Origin of the sequence: Sinorhizobium fredii USDA 257 (assembly GCF_000265205.3) — a bacterium.
Taxonomy (GTDB): domain Bacteria; phylum Pseudomonadota; class Alphaproteobacteria; order Rhizobiales; family Rhizobiaceae; genus Sinorhizobium; species Sinorhizobium fredii_B.
Genome location: NC_018000.1, coordinates 32,893 through 51,554 on the forward strand (window position 1 = coordinate 32,893; position 18,662 = coordinate 51,554).

17 protein-coding genes are annotated in these 18,662 nt (G+C 63.1%); 16 read left to right on the plus strand and 1 reads right to left on the minus strand.

Annotated features, from left to right (window positions below; all coding sequences use genetic code 11):
• The first annotated feature begins 69 nt into the window (after positions 1 to 69).
• From USDA257_RS00160 to USDA257_RS00220, 13 genes are all read left to right on the plus strand, one after another.
• Positions 70 to 2,919 (plus strand): [protein-PII] uridylyltransferase, encoded by a 2,850-nt coding sequence (locus USDA257_RS00160; RefSeq protein WP_086018034.1) that lies wholly within the window; start codon positions 70 to 72, stop codon positions 2,917 to 2,919.
• A complete protein-coding gene (gene murJ / locus USDA257_RS00165) occupies positions 2,916 to 4,523 on the plus strand; it encodes a murein biosynthesis integral membrane protein MurJ (RefSeq protein ID WP_014760840.1) in 1,608 nt (535 codons plus the stop codon). The genes USDA257_RS00160 and murJ overlap by 4 nt, the downstream gene beginning before the upstream one ends.
• On the plus strand, positions 4,520 to 4,909 hold the full coding sequence (locus USDA257_RS00170; protein WP_041413689.1) for a VOC family protein: 390 nt from the start codon (positions 4,520 to 4,522) through the stop codon (positions 4,907 to 4,909). Before murJ ends, USDA257_RS00170 begins: the two co-directional genes overlap by 4 nt.
• A gap of 91 nt (positions 4,910 to 5,000) precedes the next feature.
• Positions 5,001 to 6,065 carry a tryptophan--tRNA ligase gene (gene trpS, locus USDA257_RS00175; RefSeq protein WP_041414873.1) on the plus strand — a complete coding sequence of 355 codons (1,065 nt, stop codon included), beginning with the start codon at positions 5,001 to 5,003 and terminating at the stop codon, positions 6,063 to 6,065.
• 52 nt (positions 6,066 to 6,117) lie between these two features.
• A complete protein-coding gene (locus USDA257_RS00180) occupies positions 6,118 to 6,609 on the plus strand; it encodes a universal stress protein (protein ID WP_014760842.1) in 492 nt (163 codons plus the stop codon).
• A gap of 107 nt (positions 6,610 to 6,716) precedes the next feature.
• The gene (locus tag USDA257_RS00185) at positions 6,717 to 7,283 is read left to right on the plus strand and encodes a NifU family protein (RefSeq protein WP_014760843.1); all 567 of its coding nucleotides are present in this window, start codon (positions 6,717 to 6,719) and stop codon (positions 7,281 to 7,283) included.
• A gap of 214 nt (positions 7,284 to 7,497) precedes the next feature.
• Entirely contained in the window at positions 7,498 to 8,166 is a 669-nt protein-coding gene (tsaB, locus tag USDA257_RS00190; RefSeq protein WP_014760844.1) for a tRNA (adenosine(37)-N6)-threonylcarbamoyltransferase complex dimerization subunit type 1 TsaB, read from the plus strand.
• Positions 8,167 to 8,248: 82 nt separating this feature from the next.
• Positions 8,249 to 8,746 (plus strand): GNAT family N-acetyltransferase, encoded by a 498-nt coding sequence (locus USDA257_RS00195; RefSeq protein WP_014760845.1) that lies wholly within the window; start codon positions 8,249 to 8,251, stop codon positions 8,744 to 8,746.
• Between the two features lie 36 nt (positions 8,747 to 8,782).
• Positions 8,783 to 9,598 carry a lysophospholipid acyltransferase family protein gene (locus USDA257_RS00200; RefSeq protein WP_014760846.1) on the plus strand — a complete coding sequence of 272 codons (816 nt, stop codon included), beginning with the start codon at positions 8,783 to 8,785 and terminating at the stop codon, positions 9,596 to 9,598.
• 82 nt (positions 9,599 to 9,680) lie between these two features.
• The gene (miaB, locus tag USDA257_RS00205; protein WP_014760847.1) at positions 9,681 to 11,081 is read left to right on the plus strand and encodes a tRNA (N6-isopentenyl adenosine(37)-C2)-methylthiotransferase MiaB; all 1,401 of its coding nucleotides are present in this window, start codon (positions 9,681 to 9,683) and stop codon (positions 11,079 to 11,081) included.
• A gap of 114 nt (positions 11,082 to 11,195) precedes the next feature.
• Positions 11,196 to 12,251, plus strand: coding sequence for a PhoH family protein (locus USDA257_RS00210; protein WP_014760848.1), 1,056 nt, complete (start codon positions 11,196 to 11,198; stop codon positions 12,249 to 12,251).
• Positions 12,252 to 12,268: 17 nt separating this feature from the next.
• The gene (ybeY, locus tag USDA257_RS00215; RefSeq protein WP_014760849.1) at positions 12,269 to 12,775 is read left to right on the plus strand and encodes an rRNA maturation RNase YbeY; all 507 of its coding nucleotides are present in this window, start codon (positions 12,269 to 12,271) and stop codon (positions 12,773 to 12,775) included.
• 12 nt (positions 12,776 to 12,787) lie between these two features.
• Complete coding sequence (locus tag USDA257_RS00220; protein ID WP_014760850.1) at positions 12,788 to 13,936, plus strand: hemolysin family protein; 1,149 nt, start codon at positions 12,788 to 12,790, stop codon at positions 13,934 to 13,936.
• 40 nt (positions 13,937 to 13,976) lie between these two features.
• Here the strand turns inward: USDA257_RS00220 and USDA257_RS00225 are convergent, their stop codons facing one another.
• Positions 13,977 to 14,552 (minus strand): LabA-like NYN domain-containing protein, encoded by a 576-nt coding sequence (locus tag USDA257_RS00225; protein ID WP_014760851.1) that lies wholly within the window; start codon positions 14,550 to 14,552, stop codon positions 13,977 to 13,979.
• 379 nt (positions 14,553 to 14,931) lie between these two features.
• Here USDA257_RS00225 and lnt point away from each other — a divergent pair, with 379 nt between their 5' ends.
• From lnt to metK, 3 genes are all read left to right on the plus strand, one after another.
• Positions 14,932 to 16,527, plus strand: a complete 1,596-nt coding sequence (gene lnt / locus USDA257_RS00230) for an apolipoprotein N-acyltransferase (RefSeq protein WP_041413694.1) — start codon at positions 14,932 to 14,934, stop codon at positions 16,525 to 16,527.
• A gap of 145 nt (positions 16,528 to 16,672) precedes the next feature.
• Positions 16,673 to 17,089: a helix-turn-helix domain-containing protein gene (locus USDA257_RS00235; RefSeq protein WP_014760854.1), complete on the plus strand. Its 417-nt coding sequence runs from the start codon at positions 16,673 to 16,675 to the stop codon at positions 17,087 to 17,089.
• A gap of 225 nt (positions 17,090 to 17,314) precedes the next feature.
• Positions 17,315 to 18,583, plus strand: a complete 1,269-nt coding sequence (gene metK, locus USDA257_RS00240; RefSeq protein ID WP_014760855.1) for a methionine adenosyltransferase — start codon at positions 17,315 to 17,317, stop codon at positions 18,581 to 18,583.
• The last annotated feature ends 79 nt before the right edge of the window (positions 18,584 to 18,662 follow it).

Sequence of the window (18,662 nt, forward strand, 5' to 3'; positions counted from 1 at the left end):
GACATGCAGGATCGCTTGCACCTGCAGCGAACCATACGATCAGTCGGACAGGACGCCTCCCGGCACTATATGGCCAGACACGAAACTTCCTTTCTCGAAATTCTCGACGTCGCCGCACTGCGGGCGAAGTGCGGCTTCATTGCTTCGGCCCATGCCGAGCAACGCGAACCGATGCGCCGTGCCTTGCTTGCCGCCTTCAAGGAGGCGAACAATGCAGGCCGAGCCAAGGCCCGCGAACTGCTGGCCGCCGACGGCGCGGGGATCAAATGCGCCGAGCGCATTTCCTGGCTGCAGGACCAGCTCATCACCGTGCTGCACGATTTCGTGTTGAACGAGGTGTTCGACGCCGCCCATGCGCCGCCGGCAACCCGGCTTGCCGTGACGGCTGTCGGCGGCTACGGCCGCGGCACGCTAGCGCCGGGCTCGGATATCGACCTGCTCTTCCTGCTGCCCTCCAAGAAGGCGGTCTGGGCGGAACCCGCCATCGAGTTCATGCTCTATGTCCTATGGGACCTTGGCTTCAAGGTCGGCCATGCGACGCGGACCATCGACGAATGCATCCGCCTATCGCGCGCCGACATGACGATCCGCACGGCGATCCTCGAATGCCGCTACATTTGTGGCTCCGAGGCCCTGGCGGGTGAACTCGAACAGCGCTTCGACCATGAGATCGTCCGCAACACCGGCCCCGAATTCATCGCCGCGAAGCTTGCCGAACGGGACGGGCGCCACCGTAAGGCGGGCGACACCCGCTACCTCGTCGAGCCGAACGTCAAGGAAGGCAAGGGTGGCCTGCGCGACCTGCACACGCTGTTCTGGATCGCCAAGTATTTCTACCGGGTCAAGGATCCGGCCGACCTCGTCAAGCTCGGCGTCCTGTCGCGGCAGGAATACAAGCTTTTCCAGAAATCGGATGATTTCCTCTGGGCGGTACGCTGCCACATGCATTTTCTGACCGGAAAGGCAGAGGAGCGGCTGTCCTTCGACATCCAGCGCGAGATTGCCGAAGCGCTCGGCTATCACGACCATCCGGGCCTCTCGGCGGTCGAACGCTTCATGAAGCACTACTTCCTCGTCGCGAAGGACGTCGGCGATCTCACCCGCATCTTCTGCGCGGCGCTTGAAGACCAGCAGGCGAAGGATACGCCGGGGATTTCGGGCGTCTTCAGCCGCTTCAGGCACCGCACGCGCAAGATTGCCGGCACGCTCGACTTCGTCGACGATGGCGGCCGCATCGCGCTCGCGAGCCCGGAGGTCTTCAAGCGCGATCCGGTCAACCTGCTGCGCCTGTTCCATATCGCCGATATTCACGGCCTGGAATTCCACCCGGCCGCGCTCAAGCAGGTGACGCGCTCGCTCAGCCTGATCACTCCGCATTTGCGCGAAAACGACGAGGCCAACCGGCTCTTTCTGTCGATCCTGACCTCTCGGCGCAATCCGGAACTGATCCTGAGGCGCATGAACGAGTCGGGCGTGCTCGGCCGCTTTATTCCGGATTTCGGCAAGATCGTCTCGATGATGCAGTTCAACATGTATCACCACTACACGGTGGACGAGCATCTCCTGCGCACCGTCGACGTTCTCTCGCGGATCGATCGCGGCCTCGAGGAGGAGGCGCACCCGCTGACGGCGATGCTCATGCCCAGTATCGAAGACCGCGAAGCACTCTACGTTGCCGTGCTGCTGCACGACATCGCCAAGGGTCGCCCAGAGGATCATTCGGTGGCCGGCGCCAAGGTGGCCCGCAAGCTCTGCCCGCGCCTCGGCCTGTCACCGAAGCAGACGGAAACAGTGGTCTGGTTGGTCGAGGAACACCTGACCATGTCCATGGTCGCCCAGACCCGCGACCTCAACGACCGAAAGACTATCCTCGACTTCGCCGAACGGGTGCAATCGCTCGATCGCCTGAAGATGCTGCTCATCATGACCGTTTGCGACATCCGGGCCGTCGGCCCCGGTGTCTGGAATGGCTGGAAAGGGCAGTTGCTGCGCACGCTATACTATGAGACGGAACTGCTTCTTTCCGGCGGCTTCTCGGAACTGTCGCGCAAGGAACGGGCAAAGCACGCCGCGCTCATACTCGGCGACGCACTCAAGGATTGGCCGAAGAAGGAGCGCGACGCCTATGTCCGGCTCCATTATCAGCCCTATCTCCTCACCGTGGCAGTCGAGGATCAGGTGCGGCACGCCGAGTTCATCCGCGAGGCGGATCGCGCCGGCAAGACTCTGGCGACGATGGTGCGCACCCATCACTTCCACGCCATCACTGAAATCACCGTGCTTTCGCCGGACCATCCGCGCCTGCTGACGGTCATCGCCGGCGCCTGCGCAGCCGCGGGCGCCAACATCGTCGATGCGCAGATTCATACGACCGCGGACGGGCGGGCGCTCGATACGATCCTCGTCAACCGCGAGTTTTCGGTCGACGAGGACGAGACGCGGCGGGCGGCGAGCATCGGCAAACTGATCGAGGACGTGCTCTCCGGCCGCAAGCGCCTGCCGGAGGTGATCGCCAGCCGCACCCGGGCGAGGAAGCGCAGCAAGGCCTTCACCGTGACGCCGGAGGTGACGATCAGCAACACGCTGTCGAACAAGTTCACCGTCATCGAGGTCGAGGGCCTCGACCGGACCGGCTTGCTTTCGGAGGTGACGGCGGTGCTCTCCGACCTTTCGCTCGATATCGCCTCGGCCCATATCACCACGTTCGGCGAGAAGGTCATCGACACCTTTTATGTGACCGACCTGGTGGGCGCGAAGATCACCAACGAGAACCGGCAGGCCAATATTGCCGCGCGCCTGAAGGCGGTGCTCGCCGGCGAGGTCGACGAGGCGCGCGAGCGCATGCCATCCGGCATCATCGCGCCGGCCCATCCGCCGCGGATCTCGAACGCGTCCAAAACGACAAAAGCCGAAACATGAGCCTAGTCAAGAAATTCGCAACCGTCGGGGGCGCGACGCTCGGAAGTCGCGTTTTCGGCTTCGTGCGCGAGACCTTCATGGCGGCCGCACTCGGCACCGGACCGGTCGCCGACGCTTTCAACACCGCCTTCCGGCTGCCGAATACCTTCCGCCGGCTTTTCGCCGAAGGAGCGTTCAACGCGGCCTTCGTGCCGCTCTTTGCCAAGGAGATCGAAGCGCGCGGCATGGAGGGCGCCCGCCGCTTTTCCGAAGAAGTCTTTGGTGTGCTTTTCACCGTTCTTCTTCTCCTGACGATCGCGATGGAACTCGCGATGCCGTTTATCGTGCGCGAGCTGATCGCCCCCGGTTTCGCCGACGACCCGGCGAAATTCGCGAGCACTGTCACCTTCGCGACGATTATGTTCCCTTATCTCGCCTGCATGTCGCTGGCGGCGATGATGGCGGGCATGCTCAATTCGCTGCATCGCTATTTCGCCGCCGCCATCGCCCCGGTGTTCCTGAACTTCATCCTGATCGGCGTACTTGTTTATGCATGGTACATCGGCCAGGACACGGTTGCCGTCGGCTACGGCCTTTCCTGGGGTGTCATGGCCGCCGGTCTCGTTCAACTGGCGATCGTCTGGATCGCCGTCCGCAACGCCGGGATACGGATCGGCTTTCGCCGCCCGCGGTTGACCGCCAATGTCACGCGCCTGCTCGTCCTGGCGCTGCCGGCGGCGATCACCGGCGGCATTACCCAGATCAACCTGTTGATCAACACCAACATCGCCTCGGCCAAGGAGGGGGCGGTCTCCTCGCTCGTCTATGCGGACCGTATCTACCAGCTTCCGCTCGGCGTCGTCGGCATCGCAGTCGCGACGGTACTCTTGCCGGAGTTGGCGCGCGCGCTTCGTGCCGGCAATCTCAGCGAGGCGTCGAACCTCCAGAACCGTTCCGTCGAATTCACCCTGTTCCTGACCCTGCCGGCCGCAGCCGCGCTGCTCGTCATGTCCGAGCCGATCGTCAGGCTCCTCTTCGAACGCGGCAAGTTCTCGCCCGAAGCGACCGTCGTCGTCGGGCATATCCTGGCGATCTACGGTCTCGGCCTGCCGGCCTTCGTGCTGATCAAGGCCTTCATTCCAGGCTTCTTCGCGCGCGAGGATACCCGCACGCCGATGATCTTCGCGGCGATCTCCGTGGCGGTGAACGTCTCGCTGGCACTGACGCTGTTTCCGTCGCTGGCCGCAAGCGGCATCGCCACAGCCGAGGTCGTTGCCGGCTGGGTGAATGCGCTCCTCCTCTTCGCGACGCTCGCCTGGCGCGGGCACTGGGGCCGCGACATTCCGCTGCTGACCCGCATTCCGCGTCTCGTGGTCGCCGCCGGGATCATGGCGGCCGCGCTCCACTATGCCATCCAGTGGCTGGCCTTCCCGCTTTCTTCCGCCGCGCCGGTTCTGACTCAAGCCGCGACCGTCTGCGGCCTGATGGCAGCTGCGATGATGATCTATTTCGCCGCTGCCTTCGGGCTCGGCGGCGCCAGTCTGGGGATGATCCGCCGCAGTTTGAAACGCAAGGCGGTAAGCGCGCCTGAATCGCCTGCCGGCGAAGGGGCAGATACGCCATGAGGCAGTTTATTGCCCGTGTCGCCATTCTCGTCCCGGACTATGACGAGGGTATCGCCTTCTATTGCGGCCGATTGGGCTTCGACCTGATCGAGGACACCGATCTCGGCAGCGGCAAGCGCTGGGTGCTGGTGCGGCCGCCGGGCGCGACCGAAACGGCGCTGATCATCGCCAAGGCCGAGGGTGAACGCCAGCGGGCGGCCATCGGCAACCAGACCGGCGGGCGCGTCGGCTTCTTTCTCTTCACCGATGATTTCGCCCGCGACCACGCCGCCATGCTCGCGGTCGGCGTCGAAGTCGTCGAGACGCCGCGCCATGAAGCCTACGGAACCGTGGCCGTCTTCGCCGATCCGTTCGGCAATCGCTGGGACCTCCTGCAACCCGCCTGACCGCTGCGTGCCTCTTGATTGCATTTGGCCCGCCGTGCATAAGCGCGGCGATATCAATTGGTGGGCCCTCCACAAGCCCGATGGGGACGACATGAACGAATTCAAGCCGCTCGTATTTTCCGGCGTTCAACCGACCGGCAATCTGCATCTCGGCAACTATCTCGGCGCGATCCGCAAGTTCGTCGCCCTGCAGGAGAACAACGACTGCATCTATTGCGTCGTCGATCTCCACTCGATCACCGCCCAGCTCGTGCACGAGGACCTGCCGGGCCAGATACGCTCGATCGCCGCGGCCTTCGTCGCCTCCGGCATCGATCCGGAGAAGCACATCGTCTTCAACCAGTCGGCCGTGCCGCAGCATGCGGAGCTGGCCTGGATCTTCAATTGCGTCGCCCGCATCGGCTGGATGAACCGGATGACGCAGTTCAAGGACAAGGCCGGCAAGGACCGCGAAAACGCCTCCCTCGGCCTGCTTGCCTATCCGAGCCTGATGGCGGCCGACATCCTCGTCTACCGCGCCACCCATGTCCCGGTCGGCGATGACCAGAAGCAGCATCTCGAACTCACCCGCGACATCGCTCAGAAATTCAATATCGACTTCATGGAGCACATCCGGCGCGGCGGCTACGGCGTCGATATCGTCGTCGGCGAAGAACCGATCCATGCCTATTTCCCGCCGGTGGAGCCGTTGATCGGCGGACCGGCGCCGCGCGTCATGTCGCTGCGTGACGGCACGAAGAAGATGTCGAAGTCCGATCCGTCCGACCTGTCGCGCATCAATCTGATGGACGATCAGGAGATGATCGCCAGGAAGATCCGCAAGGCCAAGACCGATCCTGATGCGCTGCCGAGCGAAGTTGAGGGGCTGAAGGGCCGCCCGGAGGCGGAAAACCTCGTCGGCATCTATGCAGCCCTTTCCGACCGGTCGAAGGACGAAATCCTCGCCGAGTTCGGCGGCCAGCAATTCTCGGTCTTCAAGCCGGCCCTCATCGATCTCGCCGTCGACGTTCTGTCGCCGATCACCGGCGAGATGCGCCGCCTGATGGACGATACGGCGCATATCGACGCGATCCTGCGCGATGGCGGGGAGCGTGCGCGGGCGAGGGCGGAAAAGACCATGCGCGAGGTTCGCGAGATCATCGGCTTTTTGCAGTAATCCGCCGAAATGAGACCTTGCGGGACGCGTGCGGCGATGTAATGTTCGCCGCATGGTTTCCACCCGACTCTCACGACTGGAAGGTCATCGCCGCAAGTTCATGGCGGTGATCGATGACACGCCCGAATGCGGTCGTGCCGTGCATTATGCAGGCCTGCGCGCGAAGAACTCCAATGGCGGTCTCGTGCTGCTCTACGTGATCGCCGACGGCGACTTCCAGCAGTGGCTGGGGGTGGAGGAGATTATGCGGGCGGAGGCGCGCGAAGAGGCCGAGGCGACCCTCGCCAAGATCGCCCAGACGGTTCGCGAAAGGATCGGCATCGAGCCTGAGATCGTCATTCGCGAAGGCATCGCCACGGAACAGATCTACGCCCTGATCGAGGAAGACCGGGATATCGCCATCCTCGTGCTTGCGGCTGGATCGGCGAAGGAAGGTCCCGGCCCGCTGGTGTCGTCGATCGCGGGGAAGGCAGCGGCCTTTCCCATCCCCGTCACGGTCATCCCCGATCTTCTGACGGACGAGGAGATCGACGCGCTGACCTGACCCTGTGGCAGAACGCGCCCTTGCGGGGTCGAAACGTTGCCCCTATATTCTTTTGAACTATTCTAAAGAGCCGGTTGGGAAGCGCTCCCGGCGCAACGGAGAGAATCATGTTCATCCAGACCGAAGCCACGCCGAATCCGGCCACTTTGAAATTCCTGCCGGGCAAGGTGGTCATGGAGAGCGGTACGGCCGAATTCCGAAGTGAAGACGAGGCGCGCGCCGGTTCGCCGCTCGCGGTACGGCTCTTTTCGATTCCCGGCGTCAGCGGCGTCTATTTCGGCTACGATTTCATCACGGTCAGCAAGGAAGGCCAGGAATGGCAGCACCTGAAGCCCGCGATCCTTGGCTCGATCATGGAACACTTCATGTCCGGCCAGCCGATCATGTCGGGCGCGAGCCGCGCCGAAGAGACCGACCAGGAAGGCGAATTCTTTGACGAGGGCGACGAGGCGATCGTCGCGACGATCAAGGAGCTGCTCGACACGCGGGTACGGCCGGCCGTCGCCCAGGATGGCGGCGACATCACCTTCCGGGGTTTCAAGGACGGCACCGTGTTCCTGAACATGAAGGGGGCGTGCTCCGGTTGCCCGTCCTCGACCGCGACGCTTCGGCACGGCGTGCAGAATTTGCTGCGCCATTTCGTGCCCGAGGTCCAGTCGGTCGAATCGGTCTGATCGAAACCGGCCGGGTAAGTTGTGTGTAGCGGTGCCGCTTGCGGGCCGCTCCCGCGGACTCGGAGTTGTAGCGATTTCAGGCTGATTGAGGCCCTCAAGATTTCGGAATACCGTCGGAAGGCGAAGCTGCCGGCTCAGGTGAGTCGCGGCTCGCAGACGGAAGAGCGTCTTCGCAGGCCGGAGAAGCAGCGCAGGGAGGTCATGGCGGCTCACAATGCTGGTTCTTGCCATCGATACATCGGGCAGCGGTTGCGCCGCAGCAGTCTATGACGGTGCGGCGGGCGAGGTCCTCGCGCGCGCCGGTGCCGATATAGGTCGCGGGCATGCCGAGCGACTGATGGAGTTTGTCGATGAGGCGTTGCTCGCCTCCGACAGGCAGCTTGCGGAGATCGACCGCATCGCCGTGACCATCGGACCGGGGTCGTTTACCGGCATTCGCGTCGGCGTCGCGGCGGCGCGCGGCCTGGCGCTTGCCCTCGGGAAGCCGGCCGTCGGGGTTACCACGCTTCAGGTTGTTGCCGAGAACGCCAGGGAGAAGCAGCCGGGGCGGCCGGTGCTCGCGGCCATCGACGCGAAACGCGGCGAGGTCTATGTCCAATCCTTTACAGCGCTCGGCGAGGCGGAAGGCGAAGCTGAAATTCTCCCGCTCGCCGAAGCGCGCGATCGGGTTTCCGGGTTCACCGGCGTCATTTGCGGCTCCGGCGCACCGCTTGTCGCCTCGGCCGAGCGGGCCGGCGGGCCGGACGAGATCGACGTCGCTTTCGTCGGCCGGCTGGGTGCTGCGGCCGATCCAGCCTCGGCCAAGCCGAAACCGCTCTATTTGCGCGGCCCCGATGCAAAGCCTCAAGCAGGTTTCGCAGTCACGAGGGCGACAGCGGGATAGACCCGTTCAGTCAATCGAAACAGCGGGCCGGCGACTACGATGAGGAGGCGCGGCACCATCGAGCCGGATGCGTAGGACCGAAATGAGCTTCACAGACTATTTCACGCGTCGCACTGAATTCGACATCTTCCCGCTTGAGGAGGCGGACCTCATGGCGGCGGCAACTCTGCACGGCCAGCGTTTCGCTGCGCCGTGGAGCGACGGCGAAATCCACGCACTCCTGCTGCAAGACACGGTTTTCGGCTTCGCCGCCCGCCAGACGAATGGGACGTTTCGCCCGGCCTTCGGAGGCTTCGTGCTGTCGCGTGCCACCGCGGGCGAGGCCGAAATCCTCACGATCGGCGTCGATTCGCGCTTCGCCCGCTCCGGTCTCGGCTGGCGGCTGATGCAGGCGGTGATGCGCGAGGCGTTCGTCAAGGGCGCCGAGACGCTGTTCCTCGAAGTCGACGAGACGAACCTGGCCGCGATCGGTCTCTACGGCAAGCTTGGCTTCGCGAAGGTCGGCGAGCGCAAGGCCTACTATCAGGGGACGGCCGGGGCGCGCACCGCCGCGCTTGTCATGCGGCTCGATCTCCGCTAGTCCCATCCGAGTGGTGGGATCAGAAAGTCTTTCCGGATGATCAACTGGATACGCGTCGCGCTCTACGCCATCCTGCTCGCCATTGTTTCTCTCCTGTTGATGCCGGTCCAACTCGCCTGCCTTTGGTTGGATCTGAAGCCACGCAGGTTCCTGCCGCGATTTTGGCATCGCACCGCCTGCCGCCTGCTCGGCATGCGGGTTCGGGTCCACGGAGAGTTGGATCGGCGGCGGCCGCTGCTCATCAGCGCCAATCACGTCTCCTGGAAGGACATACTGGTCCTGTCGTCGATTGCCGATGTCGTGTTCGTCGCCAAGTCGGACGTCAAGGATTGGCCCGTCTTCGGTCTCCTCGCCCGGCTGCAGGCTTCCGTCTTCATCGAGCGCCAACAGAAGCGCACGACCGGCGATCAGGTGAGCGAGATCGGCCGGCGGCTCGCCGACCGCGAGGTCGTCGTTCTCTTTCCGGAGGGTACGACCTCGGATGGTAATCGCCTGCTCGAGATCAAGACGTCACTGTTCGGCGCCGCCGCCTCGGCCGTGCCGCAGTCGCCGACGGGTGTCGTGCACGTCCAGCCGGTGGCGATTTCCTATACGGGCATCCACGGCATGCCCATGGGCCGCTACTACCGGCCGATCGCGGCATGGCCGGGCGACATCGGGCTGCTGCCGCATCTCGTCGGCGTGCTCAGGGAAGGGGCGCTCGATGTGGAGGTCGATTTCGGCGAAGCGGTGGACTACGACCACCGTTCCAACCGCAAGGAAGTCAGTCGGACTATCGAACAGCGGATTCGCAGCATGTTGTCGGACCGGCTGCGCGGGCGGGCTCCGGCGCGCGAGAAGACCGCTGCCTAGTTGAAGCGCGAGGCGCCTGCCGCCTTCGGCGCCGCGTCCAAAAATGCTTCAATTTTGGGCCGCTTTGCACTAAAGAACCCGCATGACCCAGGAAACCGCTCTTCTGCCGAAATCGCCTGTCGCGGGCGACGAACACGTTCCGGCGCGCAAGGTCTTCGTCAAGACCTATGGATGCCAGATGAACGTCTATGATTCCGATCGAATGTCCGACGCCCTGTCGCGGGACGGCTATGTTGCGACGGACGTGCTGGAAGATGCCGACTTTGTCCTGCTCAACACCTGTCATATCCGCGAGAAGGCAGCCGAAAAGGTTTATTCCGAATTGGGCCGCCTGCGCGAATTGAAGAAGACGAAGGCGAGCGAGGGCCGCGAAATGGTGATCGGCGTCGCCGGCTGCGTCGCCCAGGCCGAGGGCAACGAAATCTTGCGCCGCGCGCCGGCGGTCGATCTCGTCATCGGCCCGCAAACCTATCACCGGCTGCCCGAGGCGTTGAAGCGGGCAAGGAGCGGCGAGCGCGTCGTCGAGACGGACTACGCCATAGAGGACAAATTCGAGCACCTGCCGGCGCCGGACAAGGCCAAGACCCGTGCCCGTGGCGTCACCGCCTTCCTCACCGTGCAGGAGGGATGCGACAAGTTCTGCACCTTCTGCGTGGTGCCCTACACCCGTGGCGCCGAGGTCTCGCGGCCGGTGGCGCAGATCATCGCCGAAGCGGAAAAGCTGGTCGACGGCGGCGTGCGCGAGATCACGCTGCTCGGCCAGAACGTCAATGCCTGGCACGGAACCGGGCCGGACGGCCGCGATTGGGGCCTCGGGGATCTGTTGTGGCGTCTCGGCGAGATCGACGGCCTGGCGCGGCTACGCTACACCACCAGCCATCCGCGCGATATGGATGCGAGCCTGGTCGAGGCACACCGATCGATGGCCAAGCTGATGCCCTATCTGCATCTGCCGGTCCAATCCGGGTCCGACCGCATCCTGAAGGCGATGAACCGGCGCCATACGGCGGCCGAGTATCTCGCCCTTGTCGAGCGGATCCGGGCCATCCAACCCGATCTGGCGCTCTCCGGCGATTTCATCGTCGGCTTCCCCGGCGAGACCGAGGAGGATTTCGAGGACACGATGCGCCTCGTCGAGGCGGTGGGTTATGCACAGGCATTCTCTTTCAAATACTCGAGCCGTCCCGGCACGCCGGGGGCCGATCTCACGGACCAGGTTGCCGAAGAGGTGAAGGCCAAGCGTCTGGAAAGATTGCAAAGTTTGCTCGTCAACCAGCAGCGCGACTTCGCCGCCGCCTGTGTCGGGAGGGAGATCGACCTGCTTCTGGAAAAGCACGGCCGCATGCCGGGCCAGCTGGTCGGCCGCTCGCCCTGGCTGCAGCCGGTGAATGTTGATGCAAAACGATCGCAAATCGGTGACATTATCAAGGTACGAATCACCAAGGCCGGCCCGAACAGCCTGTTCGCCGAGGTGATCGAATAGGCAGGGGCACGAGACACCTTCTCGGGAGCTTTTGCTCAGTTAAGATGTTAGAACGTTCTCTGCGCGTCATTTTACGCGCGGCGCTGTAGATCAAAAGTGAGGAGCCTGAACCGCTTGAACGGACACGAAATGATTTCATCCTCATCGCGCCATTCGAACACAACCGCGACAGACGCCAATCACTTCGTGCTCACATTTGAGAACAACCGGTTCGCCAGCGAGCTCTTCGGCCAGTTCGACCAGAATTTGAAGCTGCTCGAGGAACGGCTGCGCGTCGATGCCAGGCCGCGCGGCAATTCCGTTGCCATCTCCGGCGATCTCGTGGCGACCAACCAGGCGCGGCGCGCGCTCGACTATCTCTACGGAAGGCTGCAAAGTGGGGCCTCGATCGATACGTCCGACGTCGAAGGCGCGATCCGCATGGCGGTCGCGGCCGACGACCAGCTGCAGTTGCCGACCATGGAGCGCAAGGCCAAGTTGACGATGGCGCAGATTTCAACGCGCAAGAAGACGATCGCTGCGCGCACGCCGATGCAGGACTCCTATATCCGTGCGCTGGAGCGGGCCGAACTCGTCTTCGGCGTCGGCCCGGCCGGCACCGGCAAGACCTATCTCGCCGTCGCCCATGCGGCCCAGCTTCTGGAGCGCGGCGCGGTCGATCGTATCATCCTGTCGCGGCCGGCGGTCGAGGCGGGCGAGCGGCTCGGCTTCCTGCCCGGCGACATGAAGGAAAAGGTCGATCCCTATCTGCGGCCGCTCTACGACGCGCTCTACGACATGATGCCGGGCGACAAGGTCGAACGGGCGATTACGGCGGGCGTCATCGAGATTGCGCCGCTGGCCTTCATGCGCGGCCGCACGCTCGCCAATGCCGCCGTCATTCTCGACGAGGCGCAGAACACGACCTCGATGCAGATGAAGATGTTCCTGACCCGCCTCGGAGAAAACGGCCGGATGATCGTCACCGGCGACCCGAGCCAGGTCGACCTGCCGCGCGGCGTGAAATCCGGTCTCGTCGAGGCGCTGCAAATCCTCAAGGGGGTGGAAGGTGTGTCGGTTATCCGCTTCAAGGATGCCGATGTGGTGCGCCATCCCATGGTGGCGCGGATCGTCAGGGCCTATGAAAGCCATACGGCCGTTCACGATGAAAGCGAACAGAGCGACCGCTGAGGCGATCGCCAGCGGTCATGATGGCTTTGGATATTCAGATCAGCGTCGAGCAGGGAAACTGGCCGTCGGAGGACGAGCTGCACGTCCTTTCCACGCGCATTCTCGGTGCGGCTGCGGATTTTCTCGCCGCGGAAGAGAAGCAGCCGTTTCCGGACGAGCCGCCGGAACTGTCGCTGGTCTTTACCGACGACACGTCGATGAGGACGATCAACGCCGAATGGCGCAACCAGGACAAGCCGACCAATGTGCTGTCCTTTCCGGCCTTCCCGGTGACGCCCGGAAAGATGCCGGGGCCGATGCTCGGCGACATCATCGTCGCCTATGAGACGCTGAAGCGTGAAGCGGATGAACTGGAGAAGCCGTTCGAGGAGCATCTGATGCATCTTCTCGTGCATGGATTCCTCCATCTTTTCGGCTATGATCATATCGAAGACGACGAAGCGGAAAGAATGGAGGGGTTGGAGACTCGCATTTTGGCGCGTCTTGGCCTATCTGATCCCTACGGGGACCGAGCCCCGGATTGACAGTTTGGAACAATGAGCGACTTCAAGACACAGCCGGCAACGGTTGCCAGCGAGGAGGCCGACGCCTCCGGCGATGCCGACGCGGGCAGTAGTAGTACCACCGCCCGAGCAGAGGGCAACAAACCCATCTCATCCTTCTGGAGCCGTGCGGCCCGCCTGTGGCGCGGTGCGGGTGCGTCGAGTCTGCGCGAGGATCTCGCCGACGCGCTGATGACGGATGCTGACAGCAACACCGCGTTTTCGCCCGAGGAGCGGGCGATGCTCAACAACATCCTCCGCTTCCGCGAGGTTCGCGTCGAGGATGTGATGGTGCCGCGTGCCGACATCGAGGCGGTGGATCAGAGCATTACGCTCGGCGAACTCATGGTTCTCTTCGAAGAATCCGGGCGCTCGCGCATGCCGGTCTACAGCGAAGGCCTGGACGACCCGCGCGGCATGGTCCATATCCGTGACCTTCTGGCCTACGTGACCCGGCAGGCCCGCAACCGCCGCCGCAACGGCAAGGCACCAAACCCGGCCGCCGTCGCGGAGAAGACGCCGCGTCAGCCGAAGCCGGGTTTCGATCTCTCGCGCGTCGACTTGAACAAGACGGTCGAGGAAGCGGGCATCATTCGTCAGGTCCTCTTCGTGCCCCCTTCGATGTTGGCCTCAGACCTCATGCAGCGCATGCAGGCCGCCCGCATTCAGATGGCGCTCGTCATCGACGAGTACGGCGGCACCGACGGCCTCGTCTCGTTCGAGGACATCGTCGAGATGGTGGTCGGCGACATCGAGGACGAGCATGACGACGACGAGGTGATGTTCGCCCGCTCGTCGGATGACGTTTTCGTGGCGGACGCGCGCGTCGAGCTCGAGGAGATCGCAGAGGCGATCGGTCCGGATTTCGACGTGCGTGAGCAGCTCGAGGACGTCGACACGCTCGGCGGCCTGGTTTTCGCATCCCTCGGCCGCATTCCGGTTCGCGGTGAGGTTGTGCAGGCCATTCCCGGTTTCGAGTTCCAGATTCTCGACGCCGATCCGCGTCGCGTCAAGCGCGTGCGCATCATGCGCAAGCGGCCGCCGGCGCGCCGGCGGATGGTCAAGCCCGAAACTTTGCCCGATGCGCTGCCGGCAAATGGTGGGGCTCAGGCAAACGTCCCGCCGCCGACCTCGGCGGAGTGATCGCGGCGTCGCCGGGCGCCTCCGTCCATCTGCTGCAGCCTCAGGGATTGACGCTTTCGTTGGTCGGCCTGACCGTCTCCGGCGCTTCCTGTGGATGCCGGTCGATCTCGCTGCGCAGCGAAGTCAGGTCGATGAAGTAGTCGGCCTTGCGGCGCAGCTCGTCGGCGATCATCGGCGGCTGGGTTGAAAGCGTCGACACGACGGTGACCTTCCGCCCGTTGCGCTGCAGCGCTGCCACAAGCGTGGTGAAATTGCCGTCTCCGGAGAAGAGGACGTAATGGTCGACGACATGACGCTGCTCCAGCGCATCGATCGCGAGTTCGACATCCATGCTGCCCTTGATCTTGCGCCGGCCCAGGGCATCCGTGAACTCCTTGGCGGGTTTGGTCACGACCGTGTAGCCGTTGTAGTCCAGCCAGTCGATCAGAGGCCGGATTGAGGAAAATTCGAGATCTTCGATAAGCGCCGTGTAGTAGTAGGCGCGCAGGAGATAGCCGCGTTTCTGGAATGCACTCAATAACTTACGGTAATCGATGTCGAAGCCCAGGCTCTTCGATGTCGCGTAGAGATTGGCGCCGTCGATGAAAAGCGCGATCTTCTCGCGGGAATCGAACATGGTGACCCCTTTTTTTGTCCGAGATGCTGTTTTGGATCGCCTGCACTAAACGCGTCGCCGGGTGTGGTGCCGAAACCAGACTAACGGCATCGCACCAGCGAGGGAACAACCTGTAGTGGCCGAGACCGGAATTTCGGCAACTGTGGTTAATCCAACTCGATCATATCGCAACCGGTCGGCGAGGTCATCTGGCTGATTGCGCCCCCTTCATGTCGCCATGATCGCAGGCAATCGATACTGACTTCGCTATCGGGAAACAGCACAAGCTACTGACTGCCGCGGCCACGGGACAAGCAGGCGGTTTTCTGGGAAGCTGCCGGCAATGATTCGACCGATCTTACGCGTCCGGCCCGCCCAGCCCGCGCGACTTGGAGGCTGCATGGAAAGACTGGCAGGCAAGATCATATTGCTCTCGGGAGCGTCTCGCGCATTCGTCGGCTTTCTCGCCGGACTTCTGGCGATGTTCGCCCAGCCGCCTTTCGGCATTTTTGCCGCGGCCTTCATTTCCTTCCCGATGCTTGTCTGGCTGATCGACGGGGTCGCCACCCATCCGGACGACGGTGTCGTTCGGCGGCTCCTGCCGGCCGCTTCGATCGGCTGGAGTTTCGGCTTCGGCTATTTCCTCGGCGGTCTCTGGTGGCTCGGCAACGCCTTCCTGGTCGAAGCGGAACTGTTTGCCTGGGCGATTCCGCTGGCAGTCGTCGGTCTTCCCGCCGTCCTAGCCTTGTTCTATGCGCTTGCAGTGCTCATTGCCCGTTGCCTGTGGTCCGATGGTGTCGGTCGCATTGCTGCTCTTGCCGTCGGCTTCGGTGTCGCCGAATGGCTGCGCAGCTTTCTGTTCACCGGTTTTCCCTGGAACGCGGTGGGCTATGCCGCGATGCCGATGCCGCTGATGATGCAGTCGGCGAGCGTTGTGAACGTGGCGACGATCAACATGCTGGCGGTTTTCGTTTTTGCCGCCCCGGCCCTCGTCGGTACCGGCAAGGGCGCCCGGATCGGCCTAGCCGTCGCTGCCGCGCTCTTCGCCGCGCATATCGGCTACGGCTATTACAGGCTTTCCCTGCCGGCGCCTGAGCCGCTGACGCCGGAGCGCACCGTTCGCCTCGTCCAGCCGGTGATCGACCAGGCGAAGAAGATGGATGATCGCGAGCGCGCGGCGATCTTCAAGACGCATCTGGCCCTCACGGCCGCGCCTCCACAGGAGGGCGGCAAGCGGCCGGATATCATCGTCTGGCCGGAAACCTCGATTCCTTTCATCCTGACGGACAATCCCGACGCGCTGACCGAGATCGCGGAGGTTCTCCAGGAAGGGCAGGTTCTCTTGGCCGGCGCCGTGCGCGCCGAGGATGCGGGGGCGGGCCTGCCGCGGCGCTACTATAATTCGATCTACGTCATCGACGACCGCGGCCAGATCGTCGGCGCAGCGGACAAGGTCCATCTCGTTCCCTTCGGCGAGTATGTGCCCTTCGAGGACGTTCTCAATTCGTGGGGGTTGAATTCGCTCGCCGTTGCGATGCCCGGCGGCTTTTCGGCGGCGTCGAACCGTTCGGTCCTGACCCTGCCCGGCGGTAGGACATTGTATCCGCTGATCTGTTATGAAGCGATTTTCGCCGACGAGATCGACGGCAATGCGCCCGTGTCCGACGCGCTCCTGAACGTCACCAATGACGCCTGGTTCGGCGACACGCCCGGGCCGCGCCAGCATATTCATCAGGCGCGACTGCGCGCCGTCGAGACCGGCACGCCGATGATTCGCGCCGCCAACACCGGTATATCAGCAATTGTTGATGCACGTGGTGTTTTAGTGGTAGGATTGGGATACAATTACAAGGGAGTGACGGACGCAATTCTGCCGGGCAAGATGCCCACCCCGACCGACAGTATGACGCGTGGCAGGATCTTCTGGTTCACGGCAGCGTTTCTATTGTTGGTTGCGGCGATATCGCGTAGAAGTTTAAATTTTCGGACGAATTGACCTAAAACCCCTAAAATTGCATAGTGATTTTTACCATCAACCTCTGCCTGCCACTGGAGCCCTGCTTTCGCTGGCAGGCTGTCGTCAATCGCTACGGCAATGACTGGTTGTGGCTTATCGAAACAGCGTGTTCAGGAACGCGACTATGATTGAAAACAAGAAGAAGCCGAACCCGATCGACATTCATGTCGGTAGCAGGATTCGCCTTCGCCGAACGATGCTTGGCATGAGCCAGGAGAAGCTCGGCGAGAGTCTGGGGATCACATTCCAGCAGATCCAGAAATACGAGAAGGGGACGAACCGGGTTGGGGCGAGCCGGTTGCAGAACATATCCTCCATCCTCAACGTCCCAGTCTCTTTCTTTTTCGAGGATGCTCCGGGCGCTGACGGCGCCGGGTCCGGAATGGCGGAACCATCAAGCTCGAATTATGTGGTGGACTTCCTGTCCTCTTCCGAAGGCCTGCAGCTCAACCGGGCATTCGTGAAGATTTCCGACCCGAAGGTCCGGCGCAAGCTGGTGGATCTTGTGAAGGCGCTGGCGGCGGAGGCCGAAAGCGAATAGCGGAGATTTCCGACCCATACGAAAAAAGCGGCGCAGTGCCGCTTTTTTCGTATGGGGTGGCCGCTCCTGAAATAACTTTTGCTCCTCTGCGCGGGTTCGAGCAATGCCGTTCCATCCGGTGCGGCGATGCTGATATAAAGATATATTTATGTCCTTGTGCGCTTGTTTTTCGGTGGCAAAACCACTAAACACTGGGCCACTTCTTTCATTGAGGGGACTTCCCGCATGCGCGCAAATTACCTGTTCACAAGCGAATCCGTTGCCGAAGGTCATCCGGACAAAGTGTGTGACCGCATTTCCGATGAGATCGTCGATCTGGTCTACCGCGAAGCGGCCAAATCCGGCGTCGACCCATGGACCGTGCGCATTGCCTGTGAAACGCTGGCGACGACCAACCGCGTCGTCATCGCCGGTGAAGTCCGCCTGCCGCCGAGCCTTCTGAAGAAGGACAAGAACGGCAACGACGTCATCAATCCCTCGAAGTTCAAGGCCGCCGCCCGCAAGGCGATCCGCGACATCGGCTACGAACAGGACGGCTTCCACTGGAAGACGGCGAAGATCGACGTGCTCCTGCACTTCCAATCCGCGCATATTGCGCAGGGCGTGGACAACGCCGCTGACAAGCAGGGCGAGGAAGGGGCCGGCGACCAGGGCATCATGTTCGGCTATGCCTGCCGCGAGACCGCCGAGCTCATGCCGGCGCCGCTCTACTATTCGCATCGTATCCTGCATCTGCTCGCCGCGGCCCGCAAGAAGGGCGAGGGCGATGTCGCTAGGCTCGGCCCGGACGCCAAGAGCCAGGTGACGGTACGCTATGTCGACGGCAAGCCGAGCGAGGTCGTCTCCCTCGTCCTTTCGACCCAGCATCTCGACGAGAGCTGGGATTCCGCCAAGGTCCGCAAGGTCGTGGAGCCCTATATCCTGGAGGCCCTGGGCGACCTGAAGATCGCCGACGACTGCACCTGGTACATCAACCCGACCGGCAAGTTCGTCATCGGCGGACCGGACGGCGACGCGGGCCTGACCGGCCGCAAGATCATCGTCGACACCTATGGCGGCGCCGCACCGCACGGCGGCGGTGCCTTCTCCGGCAAGGACACCACCAAGGTCGACCGCTCGGCCGCCTATGCCGCCCGCTACCTGGCGAAGAACGTCGTTGCGGCCGGCCTTGCCGAACGCTGCACGATCCAGCTCTCCTATGCGATCGGCGTCGCCCAGCCGCTGTCGATCTATGTCGATCTGCACGGCACCGGCAAGGTCTCTGAGGACCAGGTCGAGAAGGCCATCCGCAAGACGATGGATCTCTCGCCGACCGGCATTCGCCGCCACCTCGACCTCAACAAGCCGATCTATGCCAAGACTTCCGCCTATGGTCATTTCGGCCGCAAGGCTGGCCGCGACGGTTCCTTCTCCTGGGAGAAGCTCGATCTCGTCAAGCCGCTGAAGGAGGCGATCTCGCTCGACTCGACGGCAATCAACAGCCGCGCCGCTTAAGTCTTTTCGCGGGGTGGCGATAGCCTCCCGCGCCGACAACAGCGCCACGGCGTTGGTCGGGCTCATGTACACACACGCA